Annotated in this window: 19 protein-coding genes; 11 read left to right on the top strand and 8 right to left on the bottom strand. The window is 73.4% G+C overall.

The window, feature by feature from the left end; translation table 11 throughout:
* Positions 1–78 precede the first annotated feature (78 nt).
* Positions 79–513, top strand: a complete 435-nt coding sequence (locus tag DQE82_RS26580; protein WP_187693996.1) for a PH domain-containing protein — start codon at positions 79–81, stop codon at positions 511–513.
* Positions 514–516: 3 nt separating this feature from the next.
* Here the strand turns inward: DQE82_RS26580 and DQE82_RS26575 are convergent, their stop codons facing one another.
* Together DQE82_RS26575 and DQE82_RS26570 are read right to left on the bottom strand one after the other, a co-directional pair.
* Entirely contained in the window at positions 517–1458 is a 942-nt protein-coding gene (locus DQE82_RS26575) for a rhomboid family intramembrane serine protease (protein ID WP_064448112.1), read from the bottom strand.
* 25 nt (positions 1459–1483) lie between these two features.
* Positions 1484–2014 (bottom strand): peptidylprolyl isomerase, encoded by a 531-nt coding sequence (locus tag DQE82_RS26570; RefSeq protein ID WP_030499381.1) that lies wholly within the window; start codon positions 2012–2014, stop codon positions 1484–1486.
* Between the two features lie 84 nt (positions 2015–2098).
* Here DQE82_RS26570 and DQE82_RS26565 point away from each other — a divergent pair, with 84 nt between their 5' ends.
* Positions 2099–2938 (top strand): hypothetical protein, encoded by an 840-nt coding sequence (locus DQE82_RS26565; protein ID WP_104115621.1) that lies wholly within the window; start codon positions 2099–2101, stop codon positions 2936–2938.
* A 72-nt stretch (positions 2939–3010) separates the two neighbouring features.
* Here the strand turns inward: DQE82_RS26565 and corA are convergent, their stop codons facing one another.
* On the bottom strand, positions 3011–4162 hold the full coding sequence (gene corA / locus DQE82_RS26560; RefSeq protein ID WP_113974521.1) for a magnesium/cobalt transporter CorA: 1152 nt from the start codon (positions 4160–4162) through the stop codon (positions 3011–3013).
* Between the two features lie 323 nt (positions 4163–4485).
* Positions 4486–5580, bottom strand: coding sequence for a PLP-dependent aminotransferase family protein (locus DQE82_RS26555; RefSeq protein WP_030499384.1), 1095 nt, complete (start codon positions 5578–5580; stop codon positions 4486–4488).
* Between the two features lie 199 nt (positions 5581–5779).
* Between DQE82_RS26555 and DQE82_RS26550 the strand changes: the two genes are divergently transcribed.
* Together DQE82_RS26550 and DQE82_RS26545 are read left to right on the top strand one after the other, a co-directional pair.
* The gene (locus DQE82_RS26550; RefSeq protein ID WP_043327770.1) at positions 5780–6658 is read left to right on the top strand and encodes a 3'(2'),5'-bisphosphate nucleotidase CysQ; all 879 of its coding nucleotides are present in this window, start codon (positions 5780–5782) and stop codon (positions 6656–6658) included.
* 100 nt (positions 6659–6758) lie between these two features.
* Positions 6759–8255: a hypothetical protein gene (locus DQE82_RS26545; protein ID WP_113974520.1), complete on the top strand. Its 1497-nt coding sequence runs from the start codon at positions 6759–6761 to the stop codon at positions 8253–8255.
* A 60-nt stretch (positions 8256–8315) separates the two neighbouring features.
* Here DQE82_RS26545 and DQE82_RS26540 read toward each other — a convergent pair whose 3' ends face one another.
* The 4 genes from DQE82_RS26540 to DQE82_RS26525 are packed head-to-tail and all read right to left on the bottom strand — an operon-like array spanning position 8316 to position 11276.
* Positions 8316–9230, bottom strand: a complete 915-nt coding sequence (locus tag DQE82_RS26540; protein WP_013289266.1) for a glycosyltransferase family 2 protein — start codon at positions 9228–9230, stop codon at positions 8316–8318.
* The gene (locus DQE82_RS26535; RefSeq protein ID WP_043327767.1) at positions 9227–10225 is read right to left on the bottom strand and encodes a sulfotransferase; all 999 of its coding nucleotides are present in this window, start codon (positions 10223–10225) and stop codon (positions 9227–9229) included. The genes DQE82_RS26540 and DQE82_RS26535 overlap by 4 nt, the downstream gene beginning before the upstream one ends.
* Positions 10222–10800: a glycosyltransferase gene (locus tag DQE82_RS26530; protein WP_113974519.1), complete on the bottom strand. Its 579-nt coding sequence runs from the start codon at positions 10798–10800 to the stop codon at positions 10222–10224. Before DQE82_RS26530 ends, DQE82_RS26535 begins: the two co-directional genes overlap by 4 nt.
* Positions 10800–11276, bottom strand: a complete 477-nt coding sequence (locus tag DQE82_RS26525) for a polysaccharide biosynthesis protein (protein WP_030499390.1) — start codon at positions 11274–11276, stop codon at positions 10800–10802. The genes DQE82_RS26530 and DQE82_RS26525 overlap by 1 nt, the downstream gene beginning before the upstream one ends.
* 498 nt (positions 11277–11774) lie before the next feature.
* Between DQE82_RS26525 and DQE82_RS26520 the strand changes: the two genes are divergently transcribed.
* Genes DQE82_RS26520 through DQE82_RS26490 form a run of 7 tightly spaced genes read left to right on the top strand, consistent with a single transcriptional unit; the run spans position 11775 to position 20710 of the window.
* The gene (locus tag DQE82_RS26520) at positions 11775–13598 is read left to right on the top strand and encodes a Wzz/FepE/Etk N-terminal domain-containing protein (RefSeq protein ID WP_113974518.1); all 1824 of its coding nucleotides are present in this window, start codon (positions 11775–11777) and stop codon (positions 13596–13598) included.
* Positions 13595–14602, top strand: a complete 1008-nt coding sequence (locus DQE82_RS26515) for a DUF3048 domain-containing protein (protein WP_064448109.1) — start codon at positions 13595–13597, stop codon at positions 14600–14602. Before DQE82_RS26520 ends, DQE82_RS26515 begins: the two co-directional genes overlap by 4 nt.
* Positions 14599–16083, top strand: a complete 1485-nt coding sequence (locus tag DQE82_RS26510; protein ID WP_064448108.1) for an O-antigen ligase — start codon at positions 14599–14601, stop codon at positions 16081–16083. Before DQE82_RS26515 ends, DQE82_RS26510 begins: the two co-directional genes overlap by 4 nt.
* Positions 16083–17288, top strand: a complete 1206-nt coding sequence (locus DQE82_RS26505; RefSeq protein WP_064448107.1) for a hypothetical protein — start codon at positions 16083–16085, stop codon at positions 17286–17288. The genes DQE82_RS26510 and DQE82_RS26505 overlap by 1 nt, the downstream gene beginning before the upstream one ends.
* A gap of 17 nt (positions 17289–17305) precedes the next feature.
* A complete protein-coding gene (locus DQE82_RS26500; protein ID WP_043327762.1) occupies positions 17306–18169 on the top strand; it encodes a sulfotransferase in 864 nt (287 codons plus the stop codon).
* Entirely contained in the window at positions 18136–19749 is a 1614-nt protein-coding gene (locus tag DQE82_RS26495; RefSeq protein WP_043327761.1) for an oligosaccharide flippase family protein, read from the top strand. Before DQE82_RS26500 ends, DQE82_RS26495 begins: the two co-directional genes overlap by 34 nt.
* A gap of 28 nt (positions 19750–19777) precedes the next feature.
* Entirely contained in the window at positions 19778–20710 is a 933-nt protein-coding gene (locus DQE82_RS26490; protein ID WP_113974517.1) for a sulfotransferase, read from the top strand.
* Positions 20711–20828: the final 118 nt, after the last annotated feature.

Here is a 20828-nt window from a genome sequence, read left to right as displayed (position 1 = left end):
CTTGCCCCGATAGTACGTGCTGACCGGACCGGCCGTCCTCCCCCGGCATGCGGACGGCACGGCTGGCATGCTGGTCGGATGGATCCACAGTCGCCACCGGTCCGGCAGTGGCGGGTGCCCCGGGAGGCGCCGGTGCTCAAGGCGCTCGGCGCGCTCGCGCTGCTGGCCCTGGGGCTGGTGTTCGCCGGCGGTGACCCGGTCCGCCCGGGGCTGGCCGGGCTGGCCGCGGCCGGCCTGCTCGTCTGGGCGCTGCGCGACGTGGTCGCGCCGGTCCGCCTCGCCGTCGACAGGGACGGGCTGACGGTGCTGCGGGGGTTCGCCGGACGACGCCGGCTGCCGTGGGACTCGGTCGAGGCGATCCGCCTGGAGCGGCGCGCCCGGCGCGGAATCACCGCCGAGACGCTGGAGATCGACGCCGGGGAGTCGCTGCACCTGTTCGGCCGCCGCGACCTGGACGCGCCGCTGGACGAGGTGGCGGCGGCGCTGGACGAGGCCCGCCCCGCCGCGGGCTGAGGCTCAGCCGAGCAGGGCGGCGGTACGGACCAGGGTCAGGCCGATCATCGCGACCAGCACGATCGCGCAGCCCGCCACCTGGAACGCGGTCCGGCGTGACCGGGGGGCGTACGCCAGGATCAGCGACACCACCGCGCCGGCCGCCAGACCGCCGAGGTGCCCGGCCACCGAGATGCTCGGCACGGTGAACGTGAAGATCAGGTTGATCACCAGGATCGGGACGATCGCCGAGGTGTCCCGGCCGAGCCGCCGCATGATCACGAAGATCGCGGCGAAGAGGCCGAAGACCGCCGTCGAGGCACCGGCCGTGAAGCGGTTCGGCTCGGTGAACACGTACGCCGCGACGTTGCCGCCCAGCCCGGCGAGCAGGTAGAGCGCCAGGAAGCGCAGCGGCCCGAGCACCGCCTCCAGCGTCCGGCCGAGCACCCAGAGCGCCCACATGTTCAGCAGCAGGTGCAGCACGCCGTAGTGCAGGAACATGGCGGTGACCAGCCGGTACCACTCGCCGTCGGCCACCCCGCCGATGTGCCCGTCGGGGAAGCGCGCCAGCCCGAGCACCGAACCCCATTCGGTGAGCGGTGTCCCGCTGCCCATCAGGCCGCCCAGGCCACCGCCGGCCACCGCGTTGCCGCTGCGGGCCGAGGCGATGGAGACCAGCATCATCAGCACGTTCAGCGCGATCAGCGCCTTCGTGACGTTGCCCTGGCGGCCGGCGGCACCGCCACCGAAGGCGGTACGCGCCGGCCGCACGCTGCGGCGTCCCTCGGCGACACACTCCGGGCACTGGTGGCCGACGGAGGCGTCCCGCATGCACTCGGTGCAGATCGGCCGGTCGCATCGAGAGCAGCGGATGTACGTCTCCCGGCCGGGGTGCCGGTAGCAGACCGGAGTGGTCGGCACCGGGTCCCCGGTGGTGTCGCCGGGCTGGCCGGAGCGCTCAGTCATGCGAGCAAAGGTACCCGCGTGTCGCTCAGGCCTGCTTGTGCTCGATCTCGACCCGCTCGATCACCACGTCCTGCAGCGGCCGGTCGCTCGGGCCGGTCGGGGTGTTGGCGATCGAGTCGACGACCTTGGCGGACTGCTCGTCGGCGACCTGGCCGAAGATGGTGTGCCGGTTGTTCAGGTGTGGCGTGGGCGACACCGTGATGAAGAACTGCGAGCCGTTGGTGCCCGGCCCGGCGTTCGCCATGGCCAGCAGGTACGGCCGGTCGAAGCGCAGCTCGGGGTGGAACTCGTCGCCGAACTTGTAGCCCGGGCCACCGCGTCCGGTGCCGGTCGGGTCGCCCATCTGAATCATGAAACCGCTGATCACGCGGTGCGAGACGGTGCCGTCGTAGTACGGCCCGCTGCCCGGCTGACCGGTACGCGGGTCGATGTACTCCCGGGTGCCCTCGGCCAGCTCCACGAAGTTGCGGACGGTCTTCGGCGCGTGGTTCGGGAAGAGCTCCAGCCGGATCGGGCCGGCGTTGGTGTGCAAGGTGGCGTAGACAGCCTCGGCCACGGGTACTCCTCACTCGTTGGTCAGTTCCTTGCGGATCCTCCCATGTGCCCGATCTGGCCATGCGGAGGCATCCGAAGGTGGAGGATGACGAAGGAACAACTCCCAGGAGGTGGGACCGTGTTTGGAATCGGGCGGCGAAAGACCCAGGGCCAGCTCGCCAAGGTGGAGCTGAACCAGGGCATCGGTCACCTGAGGCAAGCCGCCACGCACGCGGCGAAGGGTGCCGGCGCCACTGTCGGCCCGCGGGTCCAGGCAGCCCGGGGCGCCGTCGCGCCGACCGCGGTCATGGTCCGGGACCGGGCGTCCAGCGGGTTCGCGTCGACCGCCGCGGCGCTCGCGCCGGTGCTGCTGGCCGTGCGCAACGCCCGGGTCGAGGCCGCCGGCAAGGCGTCGGGTGGCCGCAAGGCGATGGCCGCGAAGCAGTCCGCGATGACGAAGAAGGCGAAGAACATGAAGGCCGGAAAGAAGAAGCAGCGCAGGTCGCGGGGCATGACCGCGGGCCTGCTGGTGGCCGGCACCGTCGCCGGCCTGGCCGGGGCGATGGCCATGCGCCGCCGCCGCGAGCAGCAGGAGTGGGCCGAGTACGACCCGACCGGCACGCTCGGCACGACGGGCACGCTCGGCGCGACCGGCCGGGACAAGCTGGAGCCGATGCGGGAGGACGTGGACACGATCGTGGTGGAGACCCCGGACGCGAGCGCGAAGGTGACGCAGGCCGGCCCGACCGGCGCCGGCTCCTCGGCCGTGGCCAAGGGCAGCAGCGCGTCGACCGCCACCTCCGGCAGCCAGCCGGTGATCCACCCGAACGACCAGGTCCCCGCCGTCGCCGAGGGCGCCCGGGACGTCTCCGGCCGTCCGGCCGACGACATCACCAAGGCCGTGCAGGCCGGCAAGAACGCCGCGAAGGCCGGCGGTCGCCGCTGACCTCGTACCGTCGGATCAGCGCCGGCACGCGGGGCGACCCGCGTGGCCGGCGCTTCCGCGTGTACGGGGCGGCTACAGCCAGCCGTTACGGCGGAACAGGCGGTACAGCGTGAAGGACGCCGCGAGCATCAGCGCCCACACGCCCGGATAGCCGTACGTCCATTTCAGCTCGGGCATGTTGTCGAAGTTCATGCCGTAGATGCCGGCGATCGCCGTCCACACCGCACCGATCGCGGCCCAGGCGGCGATCTTGCGCATGTCGTTGTTCTGGTCGACGGTGACCTGGGCCAGCCGGGCCTGGAGGATCGAGTTCAGCAGGTCGTCGTAGGAGTTCACCTGCTCGACCGTGCGGCTGAGGTGGTCCTGCACGTCCCGGAAGTAGCGCCGGACCTCCTGCGGCACCGCGCGGTTGACCTGCGAGGTGAGCGTCATCAGCGGGCGCTGCAGCGGCGCCACCGCCCGCTTGAACTCGACCAGCTCCCGCTTCATCTGGTAGATCCGCTGGATCCGGCCGCTGCTCTGCCGGTCGAAGACGTCCGCCTCCAGCACGTCGAGGTCGTCCTCCAGCCGGTCGGCCACCTCCAGGTAGAGGTCGACCACGCGGTCGGTGATCGCGTACGCGACCGCCCACGGGCCGTGCCGCAGCAGCTCCCGCTTCGCCTCCAGGTCGGCGCGGACCGGCGCCAGCCGGCAGGCGTCGCCGTGACGCACGCTGATCACGAAGTGCGGCCCGATGAAGAGCATCACCTGGCCGGTCTCCACCACCTCGGAGTTCTCGGTCAGCTCCGCGTGCTCGCAGTAGCGGGCGGTCCGCAGCACCAGGAAGACGATCTCGCCGAAGTGCTCCAGCTTCGGGCGCTGCTGGGCCTTCACCGCGTCCTCCACCGCCAGCTCGTGCAGGCCGAAGGTGGCGGCGATCTCGGTCATCTCGGTCAGGTCGGGCTCGTGCAGGCCGAGCCAGACGAAGCCGTCCCGCTCCTGCCGGGCGGCGGCCAGGGCCTCGGCGTACTGGGGGCGGCCGGGGCGGCGCTCGCCGTCGACGTACAGCCCGCAGTCGACGATCCCGCTGCGCTCCGGGCCGGCCGGCTGGGCGGCACGGGGGGAGCCGTCGGCGTTGAGGATGCGGGACATCGCGCGTACCGGGGCCGCCCAGGCGCGGGGGCGCAGTGCCCGGCTGCCGCCGTCGGCGCCGGCGGTTCGGTCGCGTGCCACCCGGTCCGTCATCTCTCGCCCCCTCTCCCTAGAGCTGCGGCTTGCAGGTTACGCCGACCGGCGGCAGGCGCAGCGCGGGAGCGGGACGGGCGGTGCGACGGGCGTCACGCCCCGGCGCCGGGCGGGCCGGGCCGCGTCAGGGGGGTGAGGGGCGACACGGCCCACCCGGCACCCCTTGGGGGCGGGAGTGATGCTGGGCGTGCCGTCGGCCCTGGCCGGAGCGGCCCGGCCACCGAAAAGGTGAACGGCACTCGCAGCATTGTGGGCTGCTGGCCGGTCCAGCGGGAGTGCCGAACCGGCCAGCGGGGCCTTTTTGTCAGAAACCCGACAGAAAATCAGCCGCGTACGGCGGCCATCGCCTCCGCGAGACGCCGGACGCCCTCGTCGATCCGGTCCGCGGTCACCGCCGAGTACGCCAGCCGCAGCGCGTGCCGGCCGCCGTCGACCATGAAGTCGCTGCCCTTCACCACCGCCACGCCACGCTCGGCGGCGGCCGGCGCGAGTCGGTCGACCTCGACGTCCTCCGGCAGCTCGACCCAGAGGAAGTAGCCGCCGTCCGGCTCCACGAACCGGGCCTCCGGGATGTGCCGGCGCAGCGACTCGGCCAGTACCGCCGACCGCTCGCCGAGCGCCGTACGGACCGTCCGGATCGACTCCTCGATCGCGCCGGAGACGCAGAACTGGTGCACGATCGCCTGGGCCACCATGCCCGGCGAGATGTAGAGGTTGGTGGCGCGCTTCGCGATCGTCGCGATCAGCTCGGCCGGGCCGACCAGGTAGCCGACCCGCACCCCCGGGCAGACCGTCTTGGTGAAGCTGGACGCGTGCACCACCACGCCACGGGTGTCCATCGACAGCATCGACGGCAGCGGCTCGCCCCGGAACCGGATGTCCGCGTACGGGTCGTCCTCGAAGATCGTGAACCCGTACTCGGCGGCCAGGTCGAGCAGCTCACGGCGCTTCTCCAGGGAGAGGGTCACACCGGCCGGGTTCTGGTAGTTGGGGATCACGTGCGCCAGCCGCGGCCGTACCCCGGACTCCAGCAGCTTGCGCAGCTCGGCGGTGTCCAGGCCGTCCGGCTGGATCGTCACGCCGTGCACCTCGCCGCCCATCTGCTGGAGGTTGAGCAGCGTGCGGTCGTACGTCGGGCGCTCGACCACCACCGCGTCGCCCCGGCGGACCAGGTGGTCGAAGAGGAACGCGTCGGCCTGCAGCGAGCCGTTGGTGATCAGCACCTGATCGGCCTCGACGCCGTGCTTCTCGGCGATCCACTTCCGCAGGGGCGGGTAGCCGACGGAGGTGCCGTACGCGGTGACCCCGGCGGGGTCGGCGTCGAAGGCGCGGACAGCGGCGGCCTTGAGCCCTTCGACATCGACGATGTCCAGCGAAGGCGCGCCACGGGCGAACGAGATCAGCTGCTCGGCGGTCATGCGCAGAGCCTAGGGCCTGGCCCGGCGGGTCCGACCGCCATACACGCGAAGTTCAACATGCGGGCGGCCGGGCGGGGCACCGGGTGCGTCCGGGGGATCCGAGGGCACCTCGCGACTGTCTACGATCCGACGGACGCTGGCGCCGGTCCGACCGGACGCCGAAGGATGACGGGTCGCGGCAGACCCGGGAGAACAAGGGATGAGGCTCGTGACCGAGGACGAGGCGGGACGGCTCGACGACCAGCGGTTCGCGCAGTGGCTGGCGACCGAGGCCGGCAAGGCGCTCACCGCGCTGCGGGACCGGCAGGGCTTCGCCGACCCGAAGGCGCTCAAGGACGCCGGCGACCGCGCGTCGCACGAGCTGATGACGGCGGCGCTGGCCCGCCTGCGGCCGGCCGACGCGGTGCTCTCCGAAGAGGAGGCCGACGCCCGCCGCGCATGGGCGGACGGCGAGCGCGCGCCCCGGCACGAGGCGGACCGGGTCTGGATCATCGACCCGCTGGACGGCACCCGTGAGTTCTCCGAGGAGGGGCGGGACGACTGGGCGGTGCACGTGGCGCTCTGGCAGCGCTCCGCCGCGCCCGACGGCGCCCTGGTCGCCGGTGCCGTCGGCATGCCGGCGCGGACCACGGTGGACGGTACGCCGCTCGTGCTCGGCACCACCTGCCCGCCGCCGAAGCCGACCGACGGGCCGATCCGGATCGCGGTGAGCCGCAGCCGACCGCCCGCGTTCGTGGGCGAGCTGGTCGAGATGCTCGGTGCGACCGCCGTACCGATGGGCTCGGCCGGTGTGAAGGTCTGCGCCGTGGTGACCGGCGAGGTCGACGCGTACGTCCACGCGGGCGGCCAGTACGAGTGGGACAGTGCCGCCCCGGTCGCGGTGGCGCTCGGCGCGGGCATGCACGCGTCCCGGATCGACGGTTCGCCGCTGCGCTACAACCGCGCCGACCCGCGCCTGCCCGACCTGCTGGTCTGCCGGCCGGAGCTGGCCGACCAGTTGCTCGACGCGATCGCGCGGACCGGGGTCGAGATGCCCGCTTCGACCGTCACCGACACCCCCGGTCAGGCGTTCGGCTGAGTGTCACGGTACATACGGCCAGGTGAATGAGGGTTATCGTCGGGCAGGTATGCGTGCCGATCTGAGCCCGGACACGGGCCGCCGACAGCCAGGGAGGGTCATGCCGGCCGATCGAGAGCCGCACAACGCCTTCGGGCAGCCGACCGGCCTGTGGCCGGGTCAGGACATTCCACGCCAGGCAGGCGGCCCGTCGCTGCCCTGGCCGGAGGCCGAGGTCACCTCGTCTCCGCCGCCACCGGCCCGGACCGGCGGCGGTGACCTGCCGTGGCCGGAACGGCCGGACGCCGGCCACCGGGACGCCGCCTGGCCGCAGGACGAGCCGACGGTCCACGGTAACCCCGGCTGGGCGCCGCACGACGACGCCGACTGGGCCGGGCCGGGTCCGGCGGGCGACGCGACACGGGGTGCGGGCGCGGCGGCGACCGCCACCCTGACCGGGCCGCCTCCGGTGGACGCCCCGCACGATCCGGCCACCGGCGGGCCGGGCCGCCCGCCCGCTCCGCCGCTCGCACCGGGGACGACTCCGCCGCCCGGCGGCGCCCGGCGACGCTGGCGCGTGGCGGTCGCGGCGGCGCTGGCGCTGGCAGTGGCCGGCGGCGGGGTGGCGGTGGCCGCGCTGCGGCCCGACTCCGCGAACCCGCAAGCAGGCGAGGCGCCCGGATCGGTCGGCCCGGCGACCTCGATGGGCCCGGGCGCGCCGGCTACGCCGGGTGCGTCCCCGAGCGCCGACCAGGGCCTAGGTGGCAAACCCTCGGCCCGCCCGTCGGCCTCCGAGAACGCGGGCCCGGCCTTCGGCGGTACGCGGCTGACGCTGCCCGGCGCCTCGATCGGCGTGCAGAACGGGGAGACCTTCGGTCAGGCGCTGGCCCGCTCCGACCGGACGTTCGGCAAGCTGCGGATGGCCCGGATCTTCTTCCCCGGCCTGCCGCCGGCCTGGTCCGGCAGCCGGGCCGACGTGGTGGACCGGACCGTTGTGGTGTCCTTCAAGGCGGCGCCGCAGGAGATCAACACCGGCAAGTTCGACTCCCGCCTGACCTCCTGGTTCGCCTCGATCCCGCGCGAGCACAACGTCTACTGGTCGTACTTCCACGAGCCGGAGGACGACGTCGAGCGCGGCGCCTTCACCACCGAGGCGTACCGGACCGCGTGGAAGCGGGTGGCCGGGCTGGCCGCCCGGGCGAACAACCCCAAGCTGATCAACACGCTGATCCTGATGTGCTGGACGCTCGACCCGAAGTCCGGGCGCAGCTTCGACGCGTTCTACCCCGGCTCCGACGTGATCGAGACGCTCGGCTGGGACTGCTACAACTGGGGCAAGAAGTGGAAGCGGTACGCCCCGCCGCAGGAGATCTACGGCCCGATGATCAGCAAGTCGAAGGCGCTGGGCAAGCCGTGGGGCGTCGCGGAGACCGGCAGCGACCTGGTGCCGGGTGACCCGGGCACCGGCCGGGCGGCCTGGATCCGGTCGATGACGAACTTCCTCAACGGCCAGCGGCCGGAATTCGTCGCGTACTACAACCAGACCGTCAGCCAGGGCGACTTCCGGCTGCTCGACCAGCCGAGCATCCAGGCGTGGAAGTCCTTCTGCACGGCCTGACCTGACGACCGGACGAGAACGGGCGGGCGACCGAGGTCGCCCGCCCGTTCCGCGTACGCGTCAGATGCCCCGGCCGCGCTTGTGCAGCGTGCGCAGCACCCGGTCGGCCTGCACCGCCCGGCTCGCCACCGCCAGCGCCAGGTAGGCACGCGGCTCCTTCGGGTTGCGGGCCAGCGTGCGCCGCGCCCAGCGGACCGCGTCCCGCCGGTTACCCATGGCGGCCTGCGCGAACGCGATCTGACCGGCCACCCGAGCCTCGCCGTGCGGCACGGTGGCGAACTCCGGGTAGCGGCGCAGAAGCCACTGCAACGCGGTCGAGATGGTCTCCCAGCGCTGTGCGAAGTAGGACCGCTTGTGCCAGCGGACCAGCACGTACGGGCTCTCCACGTTCACCAGCGGCGCGTACCGGGCGGCGCGGAGCAGGAACTCGTAGTCCTCCGCGTAGCTGCCCGGGATCTGCTCGTCGACCAGGCCGATCGCGTCGAGCAGCGCGGCCCGGCGGATCAGGAACGTGGACGGGTGCAGCTCGGTGAGCCGGTCGCGCAGCAGCGCCTCCAGCGAGATTCGGGCGCGGTCCAGCGAGCGGTCCACCGTACGGTCGTCGTAGCTGACCCGGATGCCGCAGCTCACCAGCGCGCCGTCCGGGTGCGCGTCGAGCGCCCCGAACTGGGCGGCGAGCTTGCCGGGCAGCCACTCGTCGTCGTCGTCGCAGAACGCCACCCAGTCGCCGGTGGCCGCCTCGATGCCGGTGTTGCGCGCCCCGGCCAGCCCGGCGGTACGGGTGTTGGTGATCACCCGGATCCGACGGTCACCCCGGTCGGTCTCCAGCGACCGGTCCGGCTCGGACTGGTCGTAGACCACGATCGCCTCGATCAGCCCCGGGTGCGCCTGGCTGAGGATCGCGTCGAGCGCCGCGCGCAGCAGCTCCGGACGGTCCCGCGTCGGTACGACCACCGAGATGCTCGGCCCACTCATGCTCTCTCCACGGACTCGTCGGATCCCCGCTGGCCCAGATAGCCGTAACGGACCCGCAGGGGAAGCGTGGCCAGGCTGACCACGGCACGGCTGCGTCGCGGCAGGCGGTCGCGCCATGCCTCGTCGCGGCGCACTGTCAACGGCCCGCCGCTGAACCGCAACGGGTTGCCGGCGACGCTGTGCGCGCGGAACGGCGCGGCCGGCTCGCTCGCCGCGTCGGCCGCGTCCGCCGAGAGGATCCGCAGCGCGGCCGGGTCGTCCGGCAGGCCGGCGAAGTCCCGCACCCGGCTTACGGTGCCGGCCGGGTCGGCGGTGAAGTCCTCGTACCGCAGCCGCAGCACCTTGGCCCGGGAGGCGAGCAGGTGGAACGCCGCGTTCTGCGCGGTCCACAGCTTGCTCACCTCGAACGGCGAGAAGGTCGGCATGAAGTCCTCGCCGTCGACCACCTCGGGGCGGCGCACCTGCTTGCCCCACGAGTACGCCACCGCCCGGCTGTCCCGGACCAGGTGCAGGACCCGCAGGTCGAGCCCTTCGGCCCAGCGCAGCGCGAACGCGAGCGAGGCGTGCTTGCTGGAGTCCACCACGACCCTGGCGCCGGTCACCGCGAGCGCGGCCCGGTAGATCCGGGTGTACAGGTCGGCGTAGCGGCGCACGTCGGCGAGTTGCTCCGGCGGGAGCGCCTCCTTGGCGAGCCGGGGGATGTGCCGGGTCCGGTCGACCCGGTCCTTGAGCGCCAGCACGTCGTCCCGGTCGACCGCGTCCCAGCCGCCGAACGCCTGGTCGCCGACCTGCCGCCAGAACGGGCAGCCGGTGAACCGCTCGCCGCAGCCGCACCGCTCGTCGGCCCCGAGCGCCCGCTCCCACAGGTGCACGACCTCACCGACGGCGCACACGTCGGCGCTCTGCGCGAGCAGCAGCTCCAGCAGCGTGGAGCCGCTGCGGCCGAGGCCGCCGACGAAGAGGACCCGCGGCGCAGCCGGGTCCGGGCCGCTCATCCGCGCCGCCCGGCGGTCCGCTGGCGTACCCGGCCGGCGACCAGGCCGTCGATCACCGCGCCGACCCGGGCGACCGCCTCGGCGCGCGGGTCCGGACGGCCCGGGTCGGCGGCCAGGACGAACCGGCTCGGGTCGGCCAGGCCCTCGTCCAGCGCGGCGACCAGCTCGACCTCGGACTCGCACAGCCGCACCATGCCGGCCGCGCCCAGGCGGCGGGAGAACAGCTGCTGGTGGTTGTCGACGTGCTCGTCGTGGGCCGGGTCGCGGGGCACCACGATCGGCAGGTGGCCGGTGCGCCGGGCCTCGGTGATGGTGGCCGGGCCGCCGTGGCTCACCACGAGCGTGGACTCCGCCATCGCCTGCTGGAGTTCCTCGTGGCCGAGGAACGGGGTGGCCTCGGGCAGGGCCGGGGTGCGGCTGTGGCCGTACTGGAGGACCAGCCGGACCTCGGGCCGGGCGGCGTGCCAGCGTTCCAGCCAGCCGACCAGCCGGTCGAAGCGGTGCACGTCGGTGCCGACCACGACCAGCACGAACGGCCTGGACCGCCGGTCCCGCTGCTGGGGAATGTGCGCCATCAGAGGAGGTTCCCCACGACGGTCGCCTCCGGGTACATCCGGCGCTGCTCCTCCCACTGCACGAGCATCGCGGAGAGGAAGGGACGGCAGAGCCGGGCGGTGAGTGTCGCGCTGTCGATCCGGTCGTACACCTCGATGTAGACCGTGGGGATCTTGCGCATGCGGGCCGCCACCACGAACGGCAGGGCGACCCCGGCGCCGGTGGTGACGACCGCGTCGACCTGGCGCCGGCGGATGACCTTCAGCGCGAGGAACGCGTTGCGTACCAGGTTCTTGACGTTGCGTGTGGTGGGGTGGTGCGCCCAGACCACGTCCTCGCCGGCGAGCAGCGAGCGCGCGTCCGGGGTGTCGAAGGTTACCCATGCGCGGCGCCGATCCCGGTACCACGGTTCCAGGGCCAGGAGCTGGGCCAGGTGCCCGCCACTGGAACCCACCAGCAGGACCTGTCCCGAGTCCTCGGTTGACCCGCTCACCACAAACGTCCTCCCGTACGCGGATGACGCGTCCGGATTTTTGTGAATGCCCCTCGGACGCGTCCTGACAACCTACTGGCGGGCCCGTGGGCAACTGAAGGGGCCATTGGACGGATCCTGGCTCGCCGGTCGGCTCACCTCGCGATTCCCGTCAACGGGATGCGCGTCGACCGGCCGTCGGGCAGGTCAGCCCGGCCGCGCCCGGACCACGGGCCGGGACACCCGGACGAAGTGAGATGTGTCAGGATTCCGTCACCGCTCCGCACGAGAGCCGTCGGCGACGTCGGCTTACCGGGGGCAAGTCGGGCCCGGCACCGGGAAACCCGCCGAATGGTCAGCGCCGATCGGCCATTTCTACGCGGGCTGCCCACACCCGGGCAGGCTTACCGGAACGTGAGCAGACTTTCCCTCGTCGTTCGGATCGGGGACACTCAAGGCCACGGTCAGGTCCAGCTGTGCCGTGGACTGCCCGGCTCGGTCGAAAGGGAGCGACAGACTCTGATGCCCTCACCCCATTTGGCCGAGAGCGACGCCGACGGTCTTGCCCTGATGGCCTACCTGGGCTGGCTGCGCCGCCGTTGGTGGATCCTGCTGCTCGCCGCGGTCCTCGGCCTGGGCGGAGGGGTGGCGCTGAGCCAGATCCAGGAGGCGCGCTACACCTCGACCACCTCGCTGCTGGTGCGCCCGCTCGGCTCGGGCGCGGAGAACAACCCCAACGCCAAGGTCAACCTCGACACCGAGGCCCAGGTGGTCCGCTCGCTCGTGGTGGCCGAGCGGGCCAAGGCGCTGATGAAGGTCGACACCGGGGCCGACCAGCTCGTCAAGTCGGTGACCGTCAAGGTCCCGCCGAACAGCCAGATCCTCCAGGTGGCGTACGAGGCGAACAGCCCCGAGGGCGCCCAGTCGGGCTCGCACGCGTTCGCCCAGGCCTACCTGGACCTGCGCAAGGCCACCGCGCAGAAGTCGCTGGAGAACGAGACCAACGCGCTCAAGCAGCAGATCGCCGACCTGCAGAAGCAGTTGAGCGCGATCGCCGGGCGGATCGCGGCGGCGCCGTCCAACTCGCCCGAGCGCGAGCGGGCCGACGCCGACCGCCAGCTCGTCACCAACCAGATCGGCCAGCTGTACAACCGGCTCAACCCGCTGACCGCGGCCGGCTCCGACCCCGGCGAGATCATCTCCGACGCCCGGCTGCCGGAGCGGCCCAGCTCGCCGAACCGCACGCTCAACCTCGCCAGCGGCATGGGCGCGGGTCTGCTGCTCGGCATCGTGCTGGCGCTGGTGCTGGACCGGCTCGACACCCGGATCCGCCGCGGACGCGACATCTCCGACCGGGTCGGCCTGCCGCTGCTGGTGGAACTGCCCTCGCGCGCGCTGTCGCTCGCAGTCCTGCCGGCCACCCACCGGGCCTCCCGCGAGCTGGGCCGGCTGCGCAACGTGCTGCTCTCCGCGGTGCCCGAAGCGGCACAGGGCGGGCGCGGGCGCCAACTGCTGCTCTGTGAGGCCTCGTCCGGCGCCGCCGCCGGGTTCGTCGCCGCCAACCTCGCCGCCTCGTACGCCCGTACCGGCCAGCAGGTCGCGCTGATCACCACCAAGCCCGACTCGGCGGTGGGCGCCATCACCGGCGTGGCCGAGGGGCGGCACAGCCTCGCCTCGGTGCTGCGCCGCGACGTGCCCCCGCTCAAGGCGCTCGCGCCGGTGCCGGGGCTGGGCCAGCTCCGGGTGCTGGTGCCGGGCGACCTGGACGCCGATGTCGAACTGCCGGTCGCCGGGCTGCTGGAGATCCTGCACGAGCTGTCCGCGCGCTTCGACCACGTGATCATCGAGACCCCGCAGCCCACGTTCGCCGTGGAGGCCCAGGCCCTGGGCCGGTACGTCGACGCGGTGATCATGGTGGCCGAGGCGGGCAAGACCCGTAGCGGTGAGATCACCGCCGCCCTCCAGCAGTTCGAGCAGGTGAACGCGCCGGTGATCGGCGCCGTGCTGGCTCCGCGCCTGCCCGAACCGCCCGCCGGCGCCACCCGCCCGGCGACGTCCGGTGGGTCGAACGCGTCGAGCGCCCCGGCTGCCCCGGCCAACCGGCCCAAGCCCCGGCCCAGCCCCGGCCCGTCCGCCGAGTCGACCATGGTGCTGCCGCGCATGCAGTCGTCCCGGCCCGCCCCGGCGAAGCCGGCCGCTCCGGCGCCGCAGATGCCCGGCAAGGCCACCCCGCCCGCCGCTGGAGGCAAGCCGGTGCCGCTCAACGGCACCGGCGGCACCTACCGCTCCCGGGGTGACGGCGACGGCCGCAGCTACGCCCTCGACTCCGGCGAGGACCTGGGGTGAACCGTCGGCAGATGCTCCGCGCCGCCATCGCCCCCGCCGTCGTCCTCGGCGTCGGGACCGGGTGCAGTGAGCCCGAGCCCAAGCCGGGCAAGGTCCAGGTGGTGGACCCGGGCGACGTCACCGCCTCGCCGTCCGCGGCCAGCGCCTCGCCGACCCTGCCCAAGGGCCCGCTGACCGGCGCTCCGGTCAGCACCCCGGCCGCGACGACCCGCCAGGCGGTCGCGGTGCCGCTGCGGGTGAGCCCCGCGACCACACCGGCCGGCCTGGACGCCGCCGACCTGGTCTACGCCGAGTTCGCCGAGTCGGACACGCTGCACCTGACCGCGGTGTTCCACTCCAAGGACGCCACCAAGATCGGCCCGGTCACCGAGATCCGGCCGGTCGACATCCGGTCGCTCACGGTGCTGCGCCCGTTCGTCGGCTACAACGGCGGCCCCACCGGCTTCCTCACCCAGTTCGAGAACTCCGACCTCAACGGCGTCACGCCCGACGACGACAGCAAGGTGTTCTCCGGCGACTACACGTCGACCGCCGCGCTGCTCAAGGCCGCCCCGAAGGGGGGCCAGCCGCCCCCTGCGCCGATCGACCACGCCACCGACGGCGAGGCGCTCGCCACCCGCGACCTCGCGCCCGCCACCGAACTCACCGTCACCGTCTCCGGCGGTCCGCCGATGGTCTGGCGGTACGACCAGGCGAAGTCCGTCTGGGCCGGCAAGATCGGCAAGGTCACCGTGACCGCCGCCTCCGTCATCGTGCTGACGATGGAGTACCGCACGCTCGACGTACGCAACCCGTCCCCACGCTCGCTGCCCTCGGCGAACGTCTTCGGTGAGGGCGCGGTGCTCGCCGTGTCCGGGCCGAACAGCGCCAAGGGCCGGTGGCGCAAGCCCGGCCTGCCCCTGCTCTGTACGCTCGCCGACACCGGCGGCGACCTGCTGCGCCCCCAGCCCGGCAACGCGTGGGTCATCTACGCGCCGACCACCGCCAAGGTCTCCGTGAAATGAGCACCGCCACCCCGCCCCGTACCGCGCGCGGGTCGGTTCCGCTCGCCGCGGTGCCGTCGCCCGGCGGGAACCGCCTCCGCACGGTGCGGGTACGGCCGGAGGGCTGGTCGTGGCGGCTGCCGACGGCATGGCCGCTGATCGCGGTCTTCCTGCTGTACCCGCTGTGGTGGGTGCTCGGCGTGTCGAGCTTCGTGTTCGTCATCTTCGCGGTGCCGATGGTGGCGCAGATGCGCAAACGCGGCCCGGTCCGGGTGCCGCCCGGCTTCGGGATCTGGATGGTCCTGCTGCTCTGGGTGTTCCTGTCCGTGCTCACCCTCGACCTCACCGCGCCGAACACGCTGCCGCCCGGCGGCAGCGGCAAGTACATCGGCTGGGGCATCCGGCTCGCCAACTACGTCGCGATGACAGTGACCATGCTCTACGTCTACAACCTGCGCGAGCGGGAGCTGTCCCAGCGGCGGATGGTGCGGCTGTTCGGGTTCATGGGCGTGGTCGTGGTGCTCGGCGGCTGGATCGGCTCGCTCTTCCCGAACCTCAGGTTCGTCGCGCCGCTGCGGTTCGTGCTGCCGCAGTCGATCGCCGGCCACCCGTACGTCACCTCGCTCATGGAGATCAAGTTCGCCCAGGTGCAGCAGGTGATCGAGGGGGAGGCCAGCTCGCCCCGCCCGTCCGCGCCGTTCACCTACACGAACTCGTGGGGCCAGAACACCGCGATCCTGCTGGTCTGGCTGATCGTCGGCTGGGTGGTGCTGGGCAAGCCGCTGCGCCGTACCGCCGGCGTGGCCATCGCGCTGGCGGCGATCTTCCCGATCGTCTACTCCCTCAACCGCGGCCTCTGGATCGGCCTCGGCATCGCCGCCGCGTACGTGGCGCTGCGGCTCGCGCTGCGCGGCCGGATGGTGGTGCTCGGCGGGCTCGCCCTGGCGGTCGGACTGATCGGCGTGCTGATCGTCGCGACCCCGCTCGGCCGCACCTTCGACGAACGCCTGCAGAACGGGCACAGCGACGACATCCGCACCACCCTGTCGCAGGGCGCGGTCCGGGCGGCCAACCAGTCGCCGATCCTCGGCTACGGCGGCAACCGGGCGCTGATCGGCAGCAACCGGTCGATCGCCATCGGCAAGTCCGAGGACTGCAAGCAGTGCGGCAACCGGGAGCTGGGCAGCAACGGCCAGGTCTGGGCGCTGCTCGTCGGGCAGGGCTGGGTCGGCGCGATCTGCTACAACGCGTTCTTCATCTACTGCATCTGGCGCTACCGGCGCGACCACAGCGCCATCGGGATCGCCGGCACGCTCGTGCTCATCCTCATGCTCTTCTTCCAGTTCACCTACGGTGCGATGGAAGCAACCCTCGCCTACGCCCTGATCACTGTCGCCCTGCTGGCCCGCAACGACCGGATCCGCCGGTCGCTCGCGCCCGCGCCACCGCAGGGCACGATCGCCGGGCTACGGGCCCGGCTGGAAGCGACCGGTGACCGCTGATGGTGTTCCGCGTACCCCCGGACGGCGACGGCCGTGCCGCGTACCTCGGTGAACTGGCCGGGCTGATCTGGCCCGCGCCGGCCGAGCCCAGCCTGCGCCGCGGCGGCGCCGGCTGGGTGGTGGTGCCCTCGGCGGCCCGCCCCCGGCTGCTCGTGCCCACCGGCTCCGGCCGGGCGGCGGCGAGCGCGGTCCGGCACTCCACCGAGGCCGTCGGCCGCAAGGCCAAGCTGGTCCGGCAGGGCCTCGCCACCGCGTTCCGGCTCGGTCTCGGGCCGCTCGTCTTCCGCGACCGGCTGGTCGTCGACGGCGGCGGGCTGGACGCGCACCTGGCCGAGGTGCTGGGTGAGCCGGCGCTGGTCAGCCTGCACATCGGGCCGGCCCGCGCGAACCGCAAGCCGGTGCTGCAACTGCTCGCCCCGGACGGCCGGGCCCTCGGGTACGCGAAACTCGGCGTCGACCCGCTGACCCGCGCGCTCGTGCACGCGGAGGCGGACGCGCTGCGCCGCCTCGCCGAGGTGCCGCTCGGCCCGGTGGTCCTGGCCGGGGTACGCCACCACGGCGACTGGCACGGGCACGCGCTGCTCGTGCAGGAGGCGCTGCCGGTGCGGCTGCCCCGGGCTGCCCCGGCCGCCGCGCAGGCGGCCGAACGCGCGGCCATGGTGGCGGTCGCCGGCTGTCTCGGCGTACGCCGGGAGTCGTGGGCGGCCAGCGGGCACGCGGCCCGGCTCACCGCCGCGGTGGACGCGCTCGGACCCCGGCCGGAGGCCGGGCGGCTGCGCGCGGTGCTGAAGTCCGTCGCGGACGCCGACCCGGTGGTCGCCTTCGGCGCGTGGCACGGGGACTGGAACGGCGGCAACAGCGCGGTGCTCGCCGACGGCCGGGTGCTGGTCTGGGACTGGGAGCGGTTCGAGGCGGACGTGCCGGCCGGGTACGACGCGCTGCACCTGGCGGTGCAGGGCGCGATGAGCCACGACGGGGTGGAACCGGTCGAGGCCGCGCGTGCGCTGATCGCCGGCGCCGGGGCAACCCTGGCACCGTTCGACCAGACCGGTGGGGGCGCCGATCTGGTCGCCGTGCTCTACCTGGTGGAGCTGGCTGCGCGCTACCTGCGCGACCGGCAGGCGGAGGCGGGTGCGCGACTGGGGCACGTCGACACCTGGCTGCTGCCCGCCGTGGAGGAACACCTGGCCCGCCGGGCCCGGTGAGAGTGAGGAGTGGGGACGTGACGGTGGCCAGGGAGCAGGCGCTCCGCGCGGTGAAGTCGGTGAGCCGGACGGTCGGTCGGTTGACCGCCGGTTCACGGATGGTGCCGGGATTCCTGATCGTGGGGGCGCAGCGCTGCGGCACCACCTCGCTCTTCAAGACGCTCTCGCAGCACCCCGGCGTGCTGCCGCCCGCGTACCACAAGGGCGTGCACTACTTCGACATGGACTACCACCGGGGGATGAACTGGTACCTCGGGCACTTCCCCACCACGGCCAAGGCCGAGGCGGTCAAGGCCCAGATCGGGGTACGCGGGATCACCGGCGAGTCCAGCCCGTACTACATGTTCCACCCGCTGGCCGGGCAGCGCATCGCCAAGGACCTGCCCTCGGTGAAGCTGCTGGTGCTGCTGCGTGACCCGGTGGAGCGGGCGTACTCGGCGCACTCGCACGAGCTGGCGCGGGGCTACGAGACCGAGTCTGACTTCGAGCGGGCGCTGGCGCTGGAGGAGCAGCGGACCGCGGGCGAGCGGGAGCGGATGATCCGCTCGGCCGCGTACGCGAGCGAGCACCTGCAGCACAACGCGTACCTGGCCCGGGGCCGCTACATCGAGCAGCTGGAGCGGCTGGAGGCGCTCGTCGGGCGGGAGCGGATGCACGTCATCGACAGCGACGACTTCTTCGCCGACCCGCGCCCGTCCTTCGACGCGGTCTGCGACTTCCTCGGGCTGCCCCGCTGGGCGGACATCGCGTTCGGCAAGCACAACTCGCGGTCCCGTTCGCCCATGTCGGCGGAGCTGCGGGCCCGGCTGGAGGACCACTTCGCCCCGTACGACGAGCGGCTGGCGGCGTGGTGGGGACGCGTGCCGTCGTGGCGGCGGTGACCCGGCCGGACGCCGGCGGCACCCCGACGCTCACCGCACCGCCGCCCGGCCCGGGCGCGGGGCTCGGCGGCGCGGCCCGGCAGGGCTTCGCGAACCTGGTCGGTGTCGGCCTGGCCGCGGTGGCCGGGTTCGGGCTCAACATCGTCATCGCCCGGGGCTGGTCCGTCCGCGAGGCCGGCATGTTCTTCGCGGCCACCAGCGCGTTCATGATCGCCGCGTCGGCGGCCCGGCTCGGTACCGACGTCGGCACCGTCTACTTCGTCAGCCGCCAGCGCACGCTGGACCGCCGCGACCAGATCCGGGGCACGATCCTGGTCGGGTTGCTGCCGGTGCTCGCGGTCGGCGCGCTGCTCGGCCTCGCCGGCTGGCTGGCCGCGCCGGCGCTGGCCCGGGCCACCATGCCGGAGGCCGGGCCGGAGGCGGTGACCGCGCTGCGCATCCTGCTGGCGTTCGTGCCGCTGGCCGCGCTCAACGACTACGCGCTCGCCGCCTGCCGGGGCTTCGGCCAGATGCGCCCGCTGCTGACAGTGGAGCGGCTCGGCCGCACGCTGGTGCAGTTCCTGGCCGTGGCGGTGGCCGCCTGGCTCGGGCTGTCCGCCACCGTGGCGCTGCCGTTGGCCTGGGTGGTGCCGTACCTGCTCGCCGCGGTGGTCGCGCTGTTCTGGCTGAGCCGGCTCGTCGGCCGGGCGGGCCGGCAGGTGACCCGGCCGGTGCCGGCGCGTGAGCTGGCCGGGCCGTTCTGGCGCTTCACCGGGCCACGTGCGGTCAGCAGCCTGGCCGCGATCGTGGTGCAGCGGCTGGACATCGTGCTGCTCAGCGCGCTGCGCGGGCCGGCCGAGGCGGCCATCTACACGGCGGCGACCCGGTTCCTGGCGCTGGGCCAGCTCTCCAGCGTCGCGCTGTCCAGCTCGGTGCAGCACCGGCTGGCCGCCGCGTTCGCCCGCAACGACCGGGCCGAGGCGGGCCAGCTCTACCAGGTCGCCACCGGCTGGCTGGTGATCCTCTCCTGGCCCGCGTACCTGATCTTCGCGGCCTTCGCGACGCCGATGCTGGCGCTGTTCGGCGCCGGTTACGCCGACGGCCGCCGGGTCGTGGTGCTGCTGGCGCTGACCATGCTGCTGGCCACCGGATGCGGCATGGTCGACATGGTGCTCAACATGGCCGGGCGCACCGCGTGGACGTTCTACAACGCGATGACCGGCACCGTGCTCAACGTGGTCGGCAACCTGCTGCTCATCCCGCGGTTCGGCATCCTCGGCGCGGCTCTGGCCTGGACGATCTCGATCCTGGTCACCAACCTGGTGCCGCTGACCCAGCTCTGGTGGTCGATGCGGCTGCACCCGTTCGGCGCCGGCACCCGTACCGCGATGGCGCTCGCCGTCGTGGCGCTGGGCCTGCCGCTGGGCGCGGCGAGCCTGCTCGACGCCACGCCGCCGGTGCTCGCGCTGGTGAGCGCCGTCGGCCTGGCCGCGTACGCGGCGGGTGTCTGGCGCTGGCGGCGCACGCTGAACCTCGACGCGCTGCGGTCCCTTCGCCGCGGCCGCAACCGCGCCGGGTCGGACCCGGCCGCCCAGTCCTGACCGATCCTGCGCACCGATGGGACCTTCGATGACCAGCGACTCCCCCCTCGCCCCGCACTCCGGGCTGTCCACCGTGAAGGCCGCGAAGCTCGCCGCGGTCGGCCTGCTGGCGGACCGCAAGGAACGCCGCGAGCTGGAACGGCCGGTGGAGGCGGGCAACCGCCGCCTCACGCTGAAGGTGGAGCGCCCGATCTTCATCCTGGGGGCCCCGCGTTCCGGCACCACGTTCCTGGGCAGTTGCGTCGGCGCGCTGCCGGACGTGTCGTACCACTTCGAGCCGCGCCTGACCAAGGCGGTCGCCCGCTGTGTCTACGAGGGAAGCTGGACGCCGCAGCGGGCGGCCCGCTACTTCCGGGGCTACTACGGCGCGCTGCTCGCCGCGTCCGGCCACGGTGGACTGCGCTTCGCCGAGAAGGACCCGGAGAACTGCTTCATCGTGCCGTTCCTGACCGAGGTCTTCCCGGACGCGGTCTTCCTGCACGTCTACCGGGACGGCCGGGACGTGGCGGTGTCGCACGCCGAGCAGCCCTGGCTGAACGCCGCGTCCACCGGCACCGGTCGCAGCGGCCGGGGCGGTACGCCCTGGGGCGCCGCGCCGCGGTTCTGGGTGGAGCCGGAGCGGCGCGACGAGTTCACGCAGGTCTCCGACCTGGGCCGGTCGGCCTGGATGTGGCGGCGCTTCACCAGCAGCGCGCTCACCCAGCTCGCCGAGCTGCCCGCGGACCGGGTGCGGCACCTGCGCTACGAGGACGTCGTCACGCGGCCGGCGGAGGCCTCCGAGGTGGTCGCCGACTTCCTGGAGGTACGCGACCCGGCCGGCCGGGCGGCGTTGCACGCCCGCTTCGCCAAGGCCCGGCCGGGCTCGGTGGGGCGCTGGCGGCAGCGACTGACCGAAAAGGATCTGGCCGATGTGCTGGCGCAGGCCGGACCGCTGCTGACCGAGCTCGGCTACCCCGCCTGAGCGCTCCTCCCCGGGTAGAGTGCCAGGGGTCGCCCGCCCGGCCCGGCGTGCCTCTCCGCTCACGCGGATCCGTCAGGGCCCCACCGTGGCCGGCGACCGTCCTGGGGAGAGGTTGCGG

This window comes from Micromonospora sp. LHW51205 (assembly GCF_003315815.1).
Lineage (GTDB): Bacteria > Actinomycetota > Actinomycetes > Mycobacteriales > Micromonosporaceae > Micromonospora > Micromonospora chalcea.
Note: the sequence above shows the minus strand (reverse complement) of the source record. Positions and strands in the feature narration are given on the sequence as shown.